At 68.4% G+C, this 16469-nt stretch carries 13 protein-coding genes; 11 read left to right on the top strand and 2 right to left on the bottom strand.

What is annotated here, in order from left to right; all coding sequences use genetic code 11:
* Together EB084_06720 and EB084_06715 are read right to left on the bottom strand one after the other, a co-directional pair.
* A partial coding sequence (locus tag EB084_06720; GenBank protein ID NDD27941.1) for a PEGA domain-containing protein occupies positions 1-1820 on the bottom strand: 1820 nt, incomplete at its 3' end.
* A gap of 55 nt (positions 1821-1875) precedes the next feature.
* On the bottom strand, positions 1876-3855 hold the full coding sequence (locus tag EB084_06715; protein ID NDD27940.1) for a type IIA DNA topoisomerase subunit B: 1980 nt from the start codon (positions 3853-3855) through the stop codon (positions 1876-1878).
* Between the two features lie 233 nt (positions 3856-4088).
* On the opposite strand from EB084_06715, the gene EB084_06710 reads away from it, so the two are divergent.
* The 11 genes from EB084_06710 to EB084_06660 all read left to right on the top strand — a co-directional run bounded on the left by EB084_06710 (position 4089) and on the right by EB084_06660 (position 16260).
* Positions 4089-4880 (top strand): SGNH/GDSL hydrolase family protein, encoded by a 792-nt coding sequence (locus EB084_06710; protein NDD27939.1) that lies wholly within the window; start codon positions 4089-4091, stop codon positions 4878-4880.
* Positions 4862-6409, top strand: a complete 1548-nt coding sequence (xseA, locus tag EB084_06705) for an exodeoxyribonuclease VII large subunit (GenBank protein NDD27938.1) — start codon at positions 4862-4864, stop codon at positions 6407-6409. Before EB084_06710 ends, xseA begins: the two co-directional genes overlap by 19 nt.
* Positions 6406-7275, top strand: coding sequence for a polyprenyl synthetase family protein (locus EB084_06700; protein ID NDD27937.1), 870 nt, complete (start codon positions 6406-6408; stop codon positions 7273-7275). The genes xseA and EB084_06700 overlap by 4 nt, the downstream gene beginning before the upstream one ends.
* Positions 7276-7387: 112 nt before the next feature.
* Positions 7388-9313, top strand: a complete 1926-nt coding sequence (dxs, locus tag EB084_06695; protein NDD27936.1) for a 1-deoxy-D-xylulose-5-phosphate synthase — start codon at positions 7388-7390, stop codon at positions 9311-9313.
* 26 nt (positions 9314-9339) lie between these two features.
* The gene (locus EB084_06690; GenBank protein ID NDD27935.1) at positions 9340-10125 is read left to right on the top strand and encodes a TlyA family RNA methyltransferase; all 786 of its coding nucleotides are present in this window, start codon (positions 9340-9342) and stop codon (positions 10123-10125) included.
* An 18-nt stretch (positions 10126-10143) separates the two neighbouring features.
* A complete protein-coding gene (recN, locus tag EB084_06685) occupies positions 10144-11946 on the top strand; it encodes a DNA repair protein RecN (GenBank protein ID NDD27934.1) in 1803 nt (600 codons plus the stop codon).
* A gap of 75 nt (positions 11947-12021) precedes the next feature.
* Positions 12022-13434: an insulinase family protein gene (locus EB084_06680; protein NDD27933.1), complete on the top strand. Its 1413-nt coding sequence runs from the start codon at positions 12022-12024 to the stop codon at positions 13432-13434.
* A 2-nt stretch (positions 13435-13436) separates the two neighbouring features.
* A complete protein-coding gene (locus EB084_06675) occupies positions 13437-14243 on the top strand; it encodes a 4-hydroxy-tetrahydrodipicolinate reductase (protein NDD27932.1) in 807 nt (268 codons plus the stop codon).
* A gap of 36 nt (positions 14244-14279) precedes the next feature.
* Positions 14280-15011, top strand: a complete 732-nt coding sequence (locus EB084_06670) for a DUF4304 domain-containing protein (GenBank protein ID NDD27931.1) — start codon at positions 14280-14282, stop codon at positions 15009-15011.
* A 68-nt stretch (positions 15012-15079) separates the two neighbouring features.
* A complete protein-coding gene (locus EB084_06665; GenBank protein ID NDD27930.1) occupies positions 15080-15847 on the top strand; it encodes a hypothetical protein in 768 nt (255 codons plus the stop codon).
* Positions 15844-16260 (top strand): hypothetical protein, encoded by a 417-nt coding sequence (locus tag EB084_06660; GenBank protein ID NDD27929.1) that lies wholly within the window; start codon positions 15844-15846, stop codon positions 16258-16260. The genes EB084_06665 and EB084_06660 overlap by 4 nt, the downstream gene beginning before the upstream one ends.
* Positions 16261-16469: the final 209 nt, after the last annotated feature.

Raw genomic sequence — 16469 nt, 5'->3', positions numbered from 1 at the left:
AGGCTTGCGATGAGCGTCTCGGTCTGCCCCTCGGAGAGCGTCACGTCAGTGCTCTGCGAGACGAACCCGGCTCTCTCCACCGTCACGTGATGGCGGCCTGGGCCCAGCGACGCGGCGCGGGGGGCGGGGGCGCCCGCATCGCCGTCGATCTTCACCGTGGCGCCCCGCGTGGGAGACTCGACCACCAGGGTGCTTGTCACGGCGGGAAGCGTGACGACCAGGGGCACGGCTTGATCGGGCGCGATCTCGACGGTCGTCTCGAGCGACCGGCGTCCCTTTGCGCTCACGGTGACGCTGTGGTGTCCGGGGGGGAGCGTCACCGAGGCATTGTTGGCGGCGTCGACACGCTGGCCGTCGACGCGAAGCGCGAAGACCTCCGGCGTGACCTTCATCACCAACGTTCCGGTTGTCTGTCGCAAGGCGACATCGAGGGTGGTGACCGGCCCCTGACGCTCCTGCGCGGTGCTGCTGCGGCCGCGGAACGCCTTGTCGGGCTCGAAGCGCCCGTCGCGCGCGATGAAGCGGAACGTCTCGGTCTGATAGCCGTTCTTCGTGAGGGCGATGGTGTGCTCGCCCACGGTCACCTCGCCATGGTTGAGGGTGAGCGGGGCTTCACCCTCGACCGTGCCGTCGATGCTCACCCTGGCGCCTGGCGGCGTGCTCGTGATGCGCAGGTGGTTCGCCGAAGCGGGACGCAACCAAAACCGGGCGCCCACGAGCAGGGCGGCGATGAGCCCGACCACGGCCATCCCGCGCCAGGGTCGCGGTGACGCGATGGCCGCTCCAGCGGCGAGACCGGCGTCGACGCGCACGGTGTGCGAGCGGTCTGCGAGCGGTGGCACGCTCCGGACCGTGGGGCCGCCCGCTGGAGGGAGATGGTCGGTGGCCCTCGCCGCGACAGGATCGTCGCCCTCGTGGCCGGGGACGGGGGGCGTCGAGGGAGAGACCGGTGCTGCCTGCACGGCGCCACCGGGCCGGCTCGAGCCGCGCAGCAGCTCTGGCGAAATGCGCGAGAGGGCGAGACGGACCTCGCGCGCTGATGCGTAGCGGTCTTCCTTGCGCAGCGCCATGGCTTTCACGATGATGGCGTCGAGGGGAGGGGGGATGGCGGGATTCACCCGACGCGGATTCGGAGGGGGGGTCTCGCCGGTCATGACATTCACCGAAACGGGGGGCAGCTCACTCGTGGTGAGGTCGTACATGGTGGCGCCCAGCGCGTAGATGTCGGATCGCGGATCGGTTCCCCTGCCGCCGAACTGCTCCGGTGGGGCGAACTCGGCGGTGCCCGCGCCCTTGAGGAACGTGCTGGTGCTCTGCCCGGCCTCCAGCGCGCGTGCGATGCCGAAGTCGATGAGGCGAACCTGCCCTCGCCGATCGAGCATCACGTTGCCGGGCTTCAGATCGCGGAACAGAACGGGCGGTTCGTGCTCGTGCAGGTATTCGAGCACGTCGGCGATCTGGTCGATCCAGCCGACCACCTCGCTCAGCGGCACATCGCCCTCGACCGACGCCTCCGCCAGGGTGCGCCCATCGACGTACCCCATGACGAGGTACGCGTTCTCTCCCTCTTCGAAGAAGTCGGTGACCGGTACGAGGCGCGGATGCTCGAGCGATGCCAGCAGGCGGGCTTCCTCACGGAACTGCGCAAGGGCGCGGTCGCGGTCATCGGGGCGGTGGATCTGCACCGCCATCTCCTTGACGGCGACCTTCTTGCCCCCCAGGGTCTTGTCGAAGGCCAGGTACACGGCCCCCATGCCCCCCTGGCCCAAGACCGTCTCGATGGTGTAGCGCCCGTTCAAGACCGTGCCCGCGGTCAGCAATGCGTCTGTTCCTCCAATTGACGGGGGCTCGCCCCCTCCCCCTTGGGGTGGGAATTCAGATGTCGGCTTCAGCCTCGTTCCCGTGGAGCTCGAGCCACTGCCGCCGGCTACCCGCCTCACCTTTCGACATCAGCATGTTCATCTTGTTTCGTATCGACGTCACGCCCTCGCGCTCGGTCTCGATGCGAAGCAGGCGCCGCGTGTCAGGATCCATGGTGGTCTCCCACAGCTGCTCGGAGTTCATCTCGCCCAGGCCTTTGAAGCGCGACACGCTCCAGGATCCTTCTTTGAACCCTTCCTTGCGCAGATGGTCTTCGATCGACCGCAGCTCGCCATCGTCGAGGGCGTACAGCTTGCGCGGGGGCTTGTTCTTGCCGCGACCCGGGGCGTCGACGCGAAACAGGGGGGGCTGGGCGACGAAGATGTGCCCGTTGTCGACGAGACGGGGGAAGTGGCGGAAGAACAAGGTGAGCAGCAGCACCTGGATGTGACGGCCGTCGACGTCGGCGTCGGCCAATATGCAGATCTTGCCGTAGCGCAGGCCGCTGAGGTCGGGGGAATCGCTGGGGCCGTGCGGGTCGATGCCGATGGCCACGGAGATGTCGTGGATCTCGGCGTTGGCAAGCAGACGATCACGCTCCTGCTCCCAGGTGTTGAGCACCTTGCCGCGCAGCGGCAGGATGGCCTGGAACGCCTTGTCACGCCCCTGCTTCGCCGAGCCGCCCGCCGAGTCGCCCTCGACCAGGAACAGCTCGGTGCGCGTGACGTCTTGCGACTCGCAGTCGGTGAGCTTGCCGGGCAGCACGGCCACGCCGGAGCCCTTCTTCTTCTCGACCTTCTGCGCCGCGCGCTGCCGGCTCTGGGCCTGTCGGATGCACAGCTCGGCAAGGCGCCGCCCATGCTCGGGCTGCTCGTGCAGGAACTGCTCGAGCGGCGTGCGGGTCATGAGCGACACCAGCTTCACGGCGTCGCGGCTCGTGAGCTGCTCCTTGGTCTGCCCTCGGAACTGCGGATCGAGCACCTTGGTCGAGAGGATGAAGCTGGCGCGCGAGAAGACGTCTTCGGGCATCACCTTCACCCCTTTGGGGAGCAGGTTGTGCAGATCGATGAAGCTCTTCACCGCGACGTAGAGGCCTTCGCGCAGGCCGGCCTCGTGGGTTCCTCCGCCCTGGGTGGGAATGAGGTTGACGAACGACTCGCGTACCGTCGCGCCCTCTTCGGTGAAGGCCACCACCCACTGCGCCCCCTCGCCATCGGCGAAGGCCTCGCCCGTGGTTGCGCGGCTCGCGTACTTCTGGCCCTCGAAGAAGGGCAGCACGGTCGGGGTCTCGCCCAGCTGCTCGCCCAGGTACTGGACCAGCCCCCCCGGATAGTTCCAGGTGCGGGTGTCGCCCGTCTTCTCGACAGTGAGCGACAGCTTCACGCCCGAGAGCAGCACCGCCTTCGAGCGAAGCAGCCGCTCCATGTCGCTCGCCGAGATGTTCGCGCTGTCGAAGTACTTCGGGTTCGGCCAGATGCGCAGGCGGGTGCCGGACGTGCGAGAGCCCACGTCGCCGATGCGGCGCAGCGGTTCGACCACCTCGCCGTCGTTGAAGACGATGCGGTGATGCCCGCCTTCACGCTTCACCTCGACCTCGAGCTTGAGCGAGAGGGCGTTGGTCACCGACACGCCAACACCGTGAAGGCCGCCCGCGAACGAGTACGCGCCGCCGTCGGCCTTGTCGAACTTGCCGCCCGCGTGCAGGTGGGTGTAGACCACTTCGACCGTGGGCTTGCCCTCTTCCGGATGGATGCCCACGGGAATGCCGCGTCCGTCGTCGCCCACGGTCACCGAGCCATCGGCGTGCAGGATCACCTCGACGTGCTTCGCCGAGCCGGCCAGGGCTTCATCACAGGCGTTGTCGATGGCCTCGGTGATGATGTGGAAGGGGCTGTCTGTGTGGGTGTACATGCCGGGGCGCTGGCGCACCGGTTCGAGCCCCTTGAGGACCCGGATGGACGATTCTTTGTACTGCGAGGCGGGAAGGGTGGGCATGTCGGCTCCGCGGGAAAGGATTTCGGGGGGTTCGGGATGCAGGCCGCGAACCCTCTCTGGCTTCTCTCCACGCGCGCGCCGCGGTGTGCGCCGCGGGGTGCGCCTCGGGGTGCGCGCACGATCTCTGGCACGCAGGCAGGCGCGAGGAGGGTTCCGACGAAGAATGCCCCCTCCCGCTTCGCGCCTGTTGCGCGGGGGGGGAGACCTCCTCGAGAAAGACGTCTCGCAAGATCATGTCCCTGCCTCGCTCTCTGGGCGCCCCCCTGGCCATCGCGGGGGGCGCGGGCGCGCTTCTGCTCTCGGTGATGTTCGCCCAGGCCCTGCACATGAACAAGATCATGCCCCGCTTCCCGCCGGCCGAGGGTCCTGGCGAGGGCGTGGTGGGCGACGGTCTCCCCACCTTCCGGGTGGTGCTCCTCGGGGAATCCACCGTCGCGGGCACAGGTGCGCCCACGCACGAGCAGGCCCTGTCCGGACGCATGGCCGCCATGGTGGCCGAGGAGACCGGGCAGACCGTCTCCTGGCGCGCCCTGGGAAGGAACGGAGTCACCGCGGCGGTCTGCGCCGCACGGCTGGCCCCCGCGCTCGAGGGGGATCGAGCCGACCTGCTGGTGGTGTCGCTGGGGGTGAACGACATCATCCTGGTGAACGGCCCTCATCGCTTCACAGATGGCATGCACCGCCTCATCGAGACGGCTCGCGGCCACCTCGGCGACGAGGTACCGGTGCTCGTCTCCGGCGTGCCGCCGCTGGGATGCTTCCCGGCCTTTCCCCAGCCGCTGCGCACGCTGGTGCACCTGCGCTCGCGGCAGTTCGATCGCGCGCTGCGGGCCATGGTCGACTGCCTCCCGAACGTCTGGCACGTTCCCATCCCCTTCAGAGGCGACCAGACCTGCTTCAGCGCCGACCGCTTCCACCCGTCTCCCATCGGGTACGCGCTGTGGGCCGAGCTCATGCGACCCACCCTGCGTCAGGTGCTCACGTCGCTCGGTGCCGCTGCGCCGCGATGGGGGGTGCGGGTGTGAACGTCTGGACCGTGCGCGAGCTCACGTCGTACATCAAGGGGGTGCTCGAAGGCGACTTCAGCCTCGCGGGCATGTCGGTGAGCGGTGAGCTGTCGAATGTGAAGCGCGCCCACAACGGCCACATCTGGTTCACGCTGAAAGACGAGGGGGCGCAGCTGGGCGCGGTCATGTTCAAGGGCGACGCCATGCGCTGCAAGCTCACGCCCAGCGAGGGCATGAAGGTCGTGGCCAGCGGCCGCCTCACGGTGTACGAGCCGCGCGGGAACTACCAGATGGTGGTCTCTGATCTTCGTCCTGACGGGCTCGGCGATCTGTACGCCGCGTTCCTTCAGCGCAAGGAGAAGCTGCAGGCCGAGGGTCTCTTCGACGCGGCGCGCAAGCGCGCGATCCCCCGGTACCCGACGCGCGTGGGAATCGTCACCTCGGAGCAGGGGGCGGCGCTGCGCGACATGCTCACCACGATACGTCGTCGCCATCCCGGGGTCTCGGTGCTGCTCTCGCCCGCCGTCGTGCAAGGCGCCGACGCGCCGCGAAGCGTCGTGGCGGCCCTTCACCGCCTCTGCCTGGCGCACGCGGGCGGCACGTCCATCGATGTCATCATCGTGGGGCGGGGCGGCGGATCGTTCGAGGAGCTCAACGCCTTCAACGATGAAGACGTGGCGCGGGCCATCGCGGGCTGCCCGATTCCGATCGTGAGCGGTGTCGGGCATGAGACCGACTTCACCATCGCCGATCTCGTGGCTGACGAGCGCGCGGCCACGCCCACCGCAGCGGCCGCGCGGGTCACGCCCGATCGGGAGGCCAGCCTCGAGGCGGTGAGCGACCTGCGCGGGCGAGCGATCCCGGGAGCGCCTCGACGGCATCGAGCGGCGACGGCTCCGGCTCTCGCCCGGACGCCTGCTCGATGGTCGTCGGCAGCGCCTGTCAGACCTCGAGGTGCGTCTCGAGACCGCGGTGCGCAACCAGGTGAAGCGACAGGAGGGCCGTCTCGGCCGCCTCGTCGGACGCCTCGACGCCCTCAGTCCCCTGCAGGTCCTTGCGAGAGGCTACGTGGTCTGTCGCAGCGCCGAGGGGGAAGCGGTGACGCGGGTCGAGCAGGCGTGGGCAGGTCGCCACCTCGACCTCGTGCTCACCGACGGGGTGGCGCAGGTGACGGTCGAGCAGGCCTCACCGCGCGCCTTCACGGCGACCGAGGCGGTCTCCGGCCGCCCGGACGAGAGAGAAAAGGAGGGGAAACCGTGAGTGGTACGAATGATGGGCAGTCTTCCGCCGACCTGGAGACGCTGACCTTCGAGGAGGCCTTGGCGCGCCTTGAGAGCGCCGTCACCCATCTCGAGCGTGGAGACCTCAGCCTCGAGCGCTCGATGGAGCAGTTCGAGTCGGGCATTGCGCTCTCTCGCGCATGTGCCCGCAAGCTCGCAACGGCCGAGGCGAAGATCCAGAAGCTCGTAGACGGCGACAATGGCGAGATCGGCATCGCGCCTCTCGCGTCGACGACGAGCGCATCGCAGGAGCAGCTTCCCCCATGACCCTCGAAAACGGCGTTCTCGACCTGAAAGCATACATTGCGTCGCGAGCGGTGGAGATCGACGCCGCGCTCTCCACGTTCATTCCCCGCCAGACCCTGGCAGACGTGGGCGAGATGATGTCGTACGCCTGCTTCCCTGGGGGCAAGCGGTTCCGCCCCGTGCTCACGGTGGCCACCGCCGAGGCCCTCGGCTACACGGCCGGCCGCGTCATGCCGGCCGCCTGCGCGTGGGAGATGATGCACGCCTTCTCGCTGGTGCACGACGATCTCCCCTGCATGGACGACGACGACTTCCGTCGTGGCAAGCCCACGGTGCACAAGCAGTTTGGAGAGGCCGAGGCCCTGCTGGCCGGTGATGCCCTCGTCATCGACGCCTTTCGCGTGGCCGCGCTCAACGCGCGCGTCGCGGGGGTTCGGCCCGAGGCCGTTCTGGCCGTCATCGACGAACTGGCGCTGTGCGCCGGCTTCGACGGCATGGTGGGCGGTCAGGTTCTCGACATCCGCGCCATGCGCCGCGCGTCCATCGGGGCTGACGAGGTGGTGGCCATCCACCGCGCCAAGACCGGCGCACTCATCCGAGGGGCCGTGCGGGCGGGGGCTCTGCTCTGCGACGCCGCCCCGGACGCGCTGGCCGATCTCACGGCCTACGCAGAGAACCTCGGGCTCGTCTTCCAGATCACCGATGACCTGCTCGACTGGGGCGAGAAGACCGAGTCAGCCAGCTATCCGGCGGTGTTCGGGGTCGAGGTCTCGCGCCAGAAGGCCGAGACAGCGACGCGCGACGCCCTGGCTCATCTCGAGCGCTTCGGTCCCCCCGCCGAGCCGCTGCGCGAGCTCGCGCGGTATCTGCTCCTTCGCAAGGAGTGACACGTCTCTCGCGGCCGGAATCGCAAGATTCGTCTGAAAATAGAGGACTCACGGGCTCTTGGACGAATGCCGCAGGGATTTTTACGCCCGTTCAGATTCAGAGGAGTGCGATATGCCCCAGCTTCTTGACATGATCAATGGTCCGGACGACCTGAAGCGCCTTGAGAGCGATGAGCTTCTCGTGCTGTGCCAGGAAGTTCGCGATCTCATCATCGGAACGCTCTCGAAGGTCGGCGGACATCTCGCTTCCAACCTTGGAACCGTCGAGCTGGCCGTTGCGCTCCATCGCGTCTTCGACTCGCCCAAGGACAAGATCATCTGGGACGTGGGTCACCAGGCCTATCCCCACAAGATCCTCACCGGTCGGCGCGACCGCTTCCACACCATCCGCCAGCACAAGGGGCTCAGCGGCTTCCTGCGCCGTGACGAGAGCCCGCATGACGTGTTCGGCGCCGGTCACTCGAGCACGTCGATCTCGGCGGGCCTGGGCTTTGCGAAGGCCCGCGACCTGCTGGGCCACGACAACCAGGTGGTGGCCGTCATCGGTGACGGCGCCTGCACCGCGGGCATGGCCTTCGAGGCCATGAACAACGCGGGACACCTCGACGCCGACATGATCGTGGTTCTCAACGACAACGAGATGTCCATCGCCAAGAACGTGGGCGCGCTCTCGAGCTATCTCTCCCAGATCCGCATGCAGCCGTCGTTCATCCACCTGCGCGACGAGGTCGGCAAGCTCATCAAGCAGATCCCGGGCATCGGCAAGGCGTTGCTCAGCAACGCGCAGTATCTCGAGGAGCATCTCACCTATCTGCTCACGCAGGGCGTGCTGTTCGAGGCGCTCGGATTCACCTACCTCGGGCCGTTCGACGGGCACGACGTGAACACGCTCGTGAGCACCTTCGAGAAGGTCAAGGGCATGAAGGGCCCGCGCATGGTTCACGTGGTGACCCAGAAGGGCAAGGGGTACGCCCCCGCCGAGAACGATCCCATCAAGCTGCACGGTGTGGTTGCCTTCGACATCGCCACCGGCAAGAGTGCGGCCGCCCAGGGGCCATCGATTCCCCAGTACACCGAGGTCTTCGGCAAGACCCTGGTCGAGCTGGCGAAGGCGAACCCCAAGGTGGTGGCCATCACCGCGGCCATGCCCCAGGGCACGGGGCTCGTCGAGTTCTCGAACACCTTCCCGCAGCGGTTCTTCGACGTGGGCATCGCCGAGCAGCACGCGGTGACCTTCGCAGCGGGTCTCGCGGCCGAAGGCATACGCCCCGTGGCCGCCATCTACTCGACCTTCATGCAGCGCGCCTACGATCAGATCGTGCACGATGTGTGCATCCAGAACCTGCCCGTCGTCCTCGCCATGGACCGCGCGGGCCTCGTCGGAGAAGACGGCGGCACCCACATGGGCATGTACGACATCGCCTACCTGCGCGCGCTGCCCAACATGGTCGTCATGGCCCCGAAAGACGAGAACGAGCTCCGGCACATGCTCTACACCGCCGTCGAGTACAAAGGCGGCCCCATCGCCCTGCGCTATCCGCGTGGCACGGGTGTCGGTGTGGCGCTCGACCCCGTGATGCAGTCGCTGCCCATCGGGGTGGCCGAGCTGCTGCGCGAGGGGCGTGACGTGGCCCTGCTGGCCTATGGCAACACCGTCTATCCGAGCCTGCTCGTGGCCGAGCAGCTGGCGTCGTTCGGCATTCAGGCCGCGGTGGTGAACATGCGCTTCGTGAAGCCCATCGACGCCGAGATGGTGGCGCGAATGGCGCGCGAGTGCACGCGCATCGTCACCCTCGAGGAACACGCGCGTCAGGGCGGTTTCGGGTCGGCGGTTCTCGAGTGCCTGGCCGAGCAGAACCTCCAGGTTCCCGTGCACATCATCGGGGTCGACGACCACGTGGTCGAGCACGCGCCCCCCGCGGTCCTGCGCGAGCAGGAAGGGGTCTCGGCCGACGCCATCCTTGCCCAGGTGCGCGCCATCTGCAGCGCTGACGCCCCGTCGTTCCGCGGCGAGCTGCAGCCCGCGCGATCCCGCTGAGCGTCGACAAGCAGCGCCTCGACGTGCTGCTGGTGGAGCGCGGTCTCGCGCCCACCCGCGAACGCGCGCAGGCGCTCATCCTCGCCAGGCGCGTGCGCGTCGACGGGCGTTCCGGCGACAAGGCCGGGGCGCGTGTTCCCGTGGGGTCGGTCATCGAGGTCGAAGGCCCCGCCTGCCCCTACGTGAGCCGTGGAGGGCTGAAGCTCGAGCGGGCGCTCGATGTCTTCGGCATCGCTCCCGAGGGCTGTGTGTGCCTCGACGCTGGCGCGTCCACGGGGGGGTTCACCGACTGCCTCCTGCAGCGAGGTGCGCGCCGCGTCTACGCCATCGACGTGGGCTATGGCCAGCTCGACGCCCGTCTGCGCGCGGATGCGCGTGTCGTCTCGAGCGAGCGGGTCAACGCGCGCCACCTCTCCCGCGATCAGGTGCCCGAGCCCATCGATGTGGCCGTGGCCGATGTCTCGTTCATCTCGCTCTCGAAGATCGTGCCCGCGATCACCCCCCTGCTGACCGCGTCAGCCCATCTGGTCGCGCTGGTCAAGCCGCAGTTCGAGGCGGGCCCCAGAGATGTGGGGAAGGGCGGGGTGGTGCGAGATCCGGCCGTGCACCGGCGCGTGCTGCACGAGGTTGCGGCTGCATGCCGGAACAGCGGGCTGGCGCCTCAAGGCGTGGTTCCCTCGCCCATTCTGGGCCCCGCGGGCAATGCGGAGTTCCTGCTGTGGTGCCGACCTGTCGGCGCATGCGCCGGGTCTGCAGTAGATCTCGACGTGTGCATCGAATCGGCTCTCCTTGAAGCAAGTTCAATGCGCTGATCTCACGGAGGCTGATCCATGCTGTCCGAGCTCTCCATCCATGATTTCGCCATCATCGAGCATCTGCGGCTGCGCCTCGACGAAGGCCTGAATGTACTCACCGGCGAGACCGGTTCGGGCAAGTCCATTGTCATCGACGCGCTCGGCTTTGTGCTCGGGGCGCGGGGAAGCGCCTCGCTGGTGAGAGCCGGCGCCCGCGCGGCGCGGGTCGAGGCGACGTTCACCCATGTCTCGCCAGAGGTGACAGCCCATCTCGAGGCCGCGAGCATCTCGACCGATGACGGCTGCGTCGTGCTTGCGCGAGAGACCGCGGCGAGCGGGCGCAATGCCTATCGTGTCAACGGCACCCTGGTGACCCAGGCCGCGCTCGAGGCGCTGGGAGACCTGCTGGTCGAGATCCACGGTCAGCACGACGCCTATGCCTTGCTGCGACCTGCCCGCCATCTCGATCTCCTCGATCGTCTGGCGGGGCCGGCGCTGCTCGAGCAGCGTGCCGTGGTGGCGGGCAGCCACAAGGTGTGGAAGCGGCTTCGTGACGAGCGTCAGGCCCTCGAGGCAGCGGCGCGGGAGCGCGCGCGCAGGCGGGAGTGGCTGACCTTCGAGGCCGAGGAGATCGAGGCGATGGCCCTGCGTGAGGAACCCGATGAGCTCGAGAGCCTCGAGGCCGAGCGCCGCGTTCTCGCCAATGCCGATCGCATCCGCCTGCGGGCCGAGGAGGCCCTTGCGCTTCTCGACGGCGGCGATGGCGACGGGGGCGCGCGCACCGCCCTGGGCCGCATTTCGAAGGTGCTCTCACAGATCGAGCCGCTTGACGCGGGGGCCTCTCCCCTTGCCGCGTCTGCCGCGGCACTCGCGGTGGCGGTCGACGAGCTGGCGCGAGAGGTGGCGGGATACGCCGAGGGCGTGGAGGCCCATCCCCATCGTCTCGAGCAGGTCAACGAGCGCCTGTCGGCCCTGCAGCGACTGCAGAAGAAGTATGGCGCCACCGTTGGCGAGATCATCGCCTACGGCCGTCGCGCCCGCGCGGAGCTCGACGCCATCGAGCACTCGCAGGAGCGTGCGGCCGCGCTCGACGCTGAGATCGCTGACGCCGAGCGCGTTCTTGCGGAAGCCGCCGGAGCGCTGTCGCAGCTCCGGCGGGAAGCGGCGCTCTCGCTCGAGGGCGATGTGGCGCGCGAGCTGACCGATCTCGAGATGCCCAACACGCGCTTTGCCGTCAGCTTCACCACGACACCAGACGTCGACGGCGTGGCTGTCCCAGCGCTCGGAACCGAGCCGCTCAGGGTCGGCCCGACGGGGGCAGACACCGTGGAGTTCCTCATCTCGGCGAATCCCGGGCAGCCGCTCCAACCGCTGGCGCGGATCGCCTCTGGCGGAGAGATGTCGCGGGTGATGCTGGCCATCCAGTCGGTGCTGGCGCGCATCAATCCCATTCCCACCATGATCTTCGACGAGGTCGACGCCGGTCTCGGCGGCGTGGCGGCAGAGGCCGTGGCGGCGCGGCTGCGTGTCATCGCCACGAGCGCGGCGGGGCGACAGGTCATCTGCGTCACCCACCTCCCCCTCGTGGCCGCCGCGGCCACGGTGCACTGGAGCCTGCGCAAGGTGGTGGCTGAAGGCCAGACCGCCACACACGCCGTTCTGCTTGGCGCCGGTGAGCGCGCGCTCGAGATTGCGCGCATGATGGCCGGAAAGCAGGCCAGCGAGACGACCTTGCGCCAGGCCGAGGAGATGCTCGCCCGACCGCAGGGGGGCGAGACCGCGGGGCCTTCTTCCTGTGCGGTGGCGCGTCGGCGAGGGCGGGCCACGACCCGCACCTGAGCGGCCGGGCCAGGAGAGCGGCCCGTGCCGTGTAGAAGCATTCCAGACGAGCAAAGGAGCGCGGCGAGCGAGCAGATGAAGACCGAACGAACCGGCGAGGTAGCCCGAACGTCCCTCGACAACGGCCTGGTGGTTCTCACAGAGAACATCCCGACCTCGGTCTCGGCCACACTCGGCGTGTGGGTCGACGTGGGGTCGAAGAACGAGGCGCCCCAAGACGCGGGCATCTCGCACTTCGTCGAGCACATGCTCTTCAAGGGCACCCCCACGCGCTCCGCGTACGACATCGCCGACCTCATGGAAGGGGTTGGCGGGTACCTGAACGGCTCCACCGATAAAGAGCAGACCTGCTACTCGGCGCGCGTCGTCGATCGCCACCTCGCCCTCTCCCTCGATCTCATCGGCGACATGATGAACAACTCGCTCTTCGCCCCAGACGACCTCGCGGTCGAGAAGAAGGTTGTGGTCGACGAGATCAAGACCTACGAAGATTCGCCGCCCGACGTCATTCACGACATGTTCCTGCGCACCGTGTGGAACGGCCATCCGCTGGGCCGCTCCACCATCGGCACCGAGGAGGTGGTTCGCGGGGCCAGTCGTGAGCAGCTCGTGCGATATCGCGATCGGCACTACGTCCCGTCGAGCATGATGGTCACCGTGGCGGGCCATGTCGATCACGACCTCGTGGTCGAGAAGGCCGCGCAGTGGTTTGGCGCGCCGGGGCAGGCGCCGGCAGAGCACGTGGCCTCGTTGCCTCCCGTGCACAACCGCTACGTGTATCGCAGCCGCAACACCGAGCAGGTCTACGTGTGCCTGGGTGGCGAGGGTCTCGCCCTGCCCGACACCGACAAGTACAAGCTCCAGATGCTCGACAACGTTCTCGGCGGCGGCATGAGCTCGCGCCTCTTCCAGGACATCCGCGAGCAGCGCGGGCTGGTGTACAACATCGGCTCGTACATCTACAGCTACATGGAGGGCGGTGTCTTCGGCATCTACGCGGTGGCAGGGCCGGAGAGCATCCCCGAGGTGATGACGCGGCTTCGGCACATCTGCGACGACCTGCGTCGCAACGGCATCACGCAGCGCGAGTTCGAGCGCTCCCGCGAGTACCTGAAGGGCTCGTTCGCCCTCGGCCTCGAGTCGTCGTCGTATCGCATGATGCGCCTCATGCGCTCGCAGCAGTGCTATCAGCGCTTCGTCCCCCCCGAGGAGGTCATGGCGCGCATCGACGCGGTGACCATCGACGACGTGAACGACTTTGCGCGCCGCTATCTCGATCTCGAGCGCTACTGCGTGGCCGCCCTGGGGCCGTTCAAGGGGGCGAAGAACCGCTTGCTGCGCAGCATCGGCGATGGGCCGTGGCAAGAGGATCCCAGCGTGCTCGAGAAGCCGCGCCCCCGGCGACGTGGTCGCGGCGCTGAGGCGCAGGCGCTGGACGCCGCAGCGGGAGAGGCCGCTCGTGCGCTGGTGAGCGCGGAGTCTCGCTGAGCATGTCCACCGCAGCAGACCAGCCGATTCGTGTCGTGGTGTCGGGCGCAAGCGGTCGCATGGGACGTGAGGCCGTGGGGGCGGTTCTGGGCCAGCCCGACCTGCGCCTCGTGGGCGCGCTCGATGTGGGAGAGGCCGGACGCGATGCCGCTGAGCTCGCGGGGCTGCCGCCCTGTGGCGTGTGCGTGACCTCCACGCCCGCAGAGACGCTGCGTGGGGCCCATGTGCTGGTCGATTTCACCCGCGCCGACGCCTGCCCGAGCATCGTGCGGGCGGCCATCTCCGAGGGGGTGGCCTGTGTCGTCGGAACCACCGGGCTGTCGGCCGAGACCATCGCCGACATCGACGCGACGGCCAGGTCGCGCGGCGTTCCCGTTCTGCTTGCGCCCAACTTCGCGCTGGGGGCGGTTCTCATGATGCGCTTCGCGCAGGAGGCTGCCCGCTACTATCCCTGGGCAGAGATCATCGAGCTGCATCACGAGAAGAAGATCGATGCCCCCTCGGGCACCGCGCTCCGCACCGCCGAGCTTGTGGCGGCGGTGCGCGTTTCCGAGGGCGTGGCGGGCGAGGTCGAGAAGGTTGCCGGCGCCCGAGGCGCCGATCATCAGGGGGTTCGCGTCCACTCGGTTCGCCTTCCGGGGCTCGTGGCTCACCAAGAGGTCATCTTCGGCGCTACGGGGGAGACGCTCACCCTGCGACACGACAGCCTCACCCGCGCCTCGTTCATGCCGGGGGTCGTGCTGGCGGTGCGGCGCATCGGCAGCGCGCCTGTGGGCGTATCGGTGGGCCTCGAGACCATGTTTGACTGACCCGTTCTCGGGTATCGATCTCAGTGCCCCGCGGCGTTGAAAAAACAACGCTCCATCCCCTACAATCTCTCCAGACGAGTCGCTCGCCTGCCTGCGCGCCACGCGCCGGTCAGCGCTCTGGGGAGGAGGGAGAAGGCCCTGAGCATCAACGATACCTTCTGCGACTCCGTTCAAGCCGTGATCACTCCCCGCCTGATCAATGTGGGGTTCCGCCATCGCGGGCGGCTGCTCTTCAGTCGCAGCAACGGCAGGTTCACCCAGGTCATCGAGTTCGTCGCTCCGCCGGGTGATGGGCGCTTCGCGGTGCGCCTCGGCGTGCACATGCCATTCGCGCCGGATGTCGACGGTGATACGCTTCCCCAGACGCTTCCGCCACACGTCACGCGCTGCCACGTGCGGGCGTCTCTCGGTCGCATCCTGCAGGGGCGCGATCACCTCTGGACGGCGTCCCCCGAGTGGGACGAGACCTATCGCCAGATGCGCGACGCGTTGCGCGGCATTCTCCACCACGGGCTCTGCTGGCTGGCGCAGTGCTGCGAACCCGACCTCTTGATCCGCCACTTCGAGCGCGCCGCCGAGCGACCGTGCGGCCATGGGAGCCCGGCCCACCTGCCGGCGGCCGTGGTCGTCGGGCTGCTGCACGAGTCGCGCGAGCGATGGGAAGAGGCGGCTTGCTGGTATCGCCAGTCCTTGCAGGGGCGCACGTTTCTCACGCCTGGGCTGCGCGAGTGGGTCTACAACCGGCTGCACAACCTTCCCGTGCGCTGACGACGCCCTTCTCTGGCGTGGGCCGTCGCGGGGAAGGGGGGGGCGCTGGCCGAGCCGAAACCGCCAGCATGTCCTCTGCCTCCTTCGTTCGAAGACCCTGCCTGCTTCTTCTCGCCTTGCTGACGTTCTGTGGCGCCCTTCCCGCCGCCGCGGCGCCGGCGCCCTCAGGCACGCCCCTGCCCTCGCCTTCGGCGTCGCCCAGCCCGCCTCGGCCGTCTCCATCTCCCGTGCACGCCACCAAGGCCTCTAGCGCCCCCGACAGCGTCAGCTGGGCAGGCACTTTTCTCAAGACCCTGTCACGCGTCCCAGAACCAGGCGCCGACTGGCATCCGCTCCGCGATCGCTTCGGTCGGTATGCGCTTGCCGTGCCAGCCGACTGGGTCGAGGGCACGCTCCCGGAAGACACTCAGGGGCTGCTCTACTCCCTGGTGGCGGGTGAGGCTCAGCCCCGCGACGGGTTCAACGCCAACATGGTGGTGAGCCAGACCCAGGTCCCCAAGAGCTACACGCTGAAGGCGGCAATGGCGGCCGACATGGCGAAGCGCATGACCGCCGAGATGAAGCCCTACAAGTACGCGGTCAAGGACAGGGCCTTCACCCGCATCGATGGCCTCCCGTGCATCATCATCGGGGGAACCCTCGAGGTCGATGGGCGCCCGCTTCGAAACCTGCAGCTCCGGATCGCCCATCGAGAGGTCAGCTATCTCTTCACCTTCACCGCGCTCGAGAAGACGTACGCGCAGTTCGAGCCGCTGTTCGCGCGGGTCGTCAGAGCGATCGCGTTCGAGCGCGAGACGCCGGAACCCCGCGCGTCAGGGGCTCCCGGCAAACCGTGAGCGCGCCCCGTCCGCGGGTGGTGGCGCGGTGGGAGATGACTGCCAACGGGGTCGCGCTCACCGCCCCCGATGCGCGCGTCAGCCCTCCCGCGCCTGCGCACGACCGACGTCCACGCCTGCGGGCCAGCGATGTCGTCGGGTTGCGCGAAGAGCTGGCTGCGCTGGCCGAGCAGGGCGTCGCCGAAGCCGTCGTGGAGGGCGATCCGACGCGCGTATGGACGGCGCTAGCTGCCGATCTGGTCGACGTCGTCAGCTGCGATCTCGAGGCCTTGGTTGCGCTCAGTCCGATGTCGGTGGTCACGGGCGGTGCGGGGGTCTCCCACATGGACGAAGCCGTGCGCCTCTCGGACGTGGAGGTCGTCTTCGACGGGGCGTGCGTGCGCATCGAGGGAACCGTCGTGCGGCGGGCTTGAGCGCCTGATGTCTGCCTTCGAACGGCGGGCAGGGGGCAGAACAAACGAGGCCCCCGCGAAGCCGCGTCTTGCGGGGCGTTTCGCATGATCGGGCGGGGAGAGCTGTGACGGGCGATCAAGTGGGGCCAGGCAGAGAGAGCCTGCGCCTGGGGCTTCATCGTGAGGTGTCAGGGCGACGGCCACGACGGTTGGTTCGTGGCAGATGTGGC

This window comes from Pseudomonadota bacterium (assembly GCA_010028905.1).
In the GTDB taxonomy this organism is placed as follows: domain Bacteria; phylum Vulcanimicrobiota; class Xenobia; order RGZZ01; family RGZZ01; genus RGZZ01.
The sequence above is the reverse complement of the archived record's forward strand: the minus strand, read 5'-3'. Positions and strand labels throughout refer to the sequence as shown.

Excerpts from the sequence above, each read along its gene's own strand:
- EB084_06715 (NDD27940.1), bottom strand. The coding sequence starts at position 3,855 with ATGCCCACCCTTCCCGCCTCGCAGTACAAAGAATCGTCCATCCGGGTC.
- EB084_06710 (NDD27939.1), top strand. The coding sequence starts at position 4,089 with ATGTCCCTGCCTCGCTCTCTGGGCGCCCCCCTGGCCATCGCGGGGGGC.
- xseA (NDD27938.1), top strand. The coding sequence starts at position 4,862 with ATGGGGGGTGCGGGTGTGAACGTCTGGACCGTGCGCGAGCTCACGTCG.
- EB084_06700 (NDD27937.1), top strand. The coding sequence starts at position 6,406 with ATGACCCTCGAAAACGGCGTTCTCGACCTGAAAGCATACATTGCGTCG.
- dxs (NDD27936.1), top strand. The coding sequence starts at position 7,388 with ATGCCCCAGCTTCTTGACATGATCAATGGTCCGGACGACCTGAAGCGC.
- recN (NDD27934.1), top strand. The coding sequence starts at position 10,144 with ATGCTGTCCGAGCTCTCCATCCATGATTTCGCCATCATCGAGCATCTG.
- EB084_06680 (NDD27933.1), top strand. The coding sequence starts at position 12,022 with ATGAAGACCGAACGAACCGGCGAGGTAGCCCGAACGTCCCTCGACAAC.
- EB084_06675 (NDD27932.1), top strand. The coding sequence starts at position 13,437 with ATGTCCACCGCAGCAGACCAGCCGATTCGTGTCGTGGTGTCGGGCGCA.
- EB084_06665 (NDD27930.1), top strand. The coding sequence starts at position 15,080 with ATGTCCTCTGCCTCCTTCGTTCGAAGACCCTGCCTGCTTCTTCTCGCC.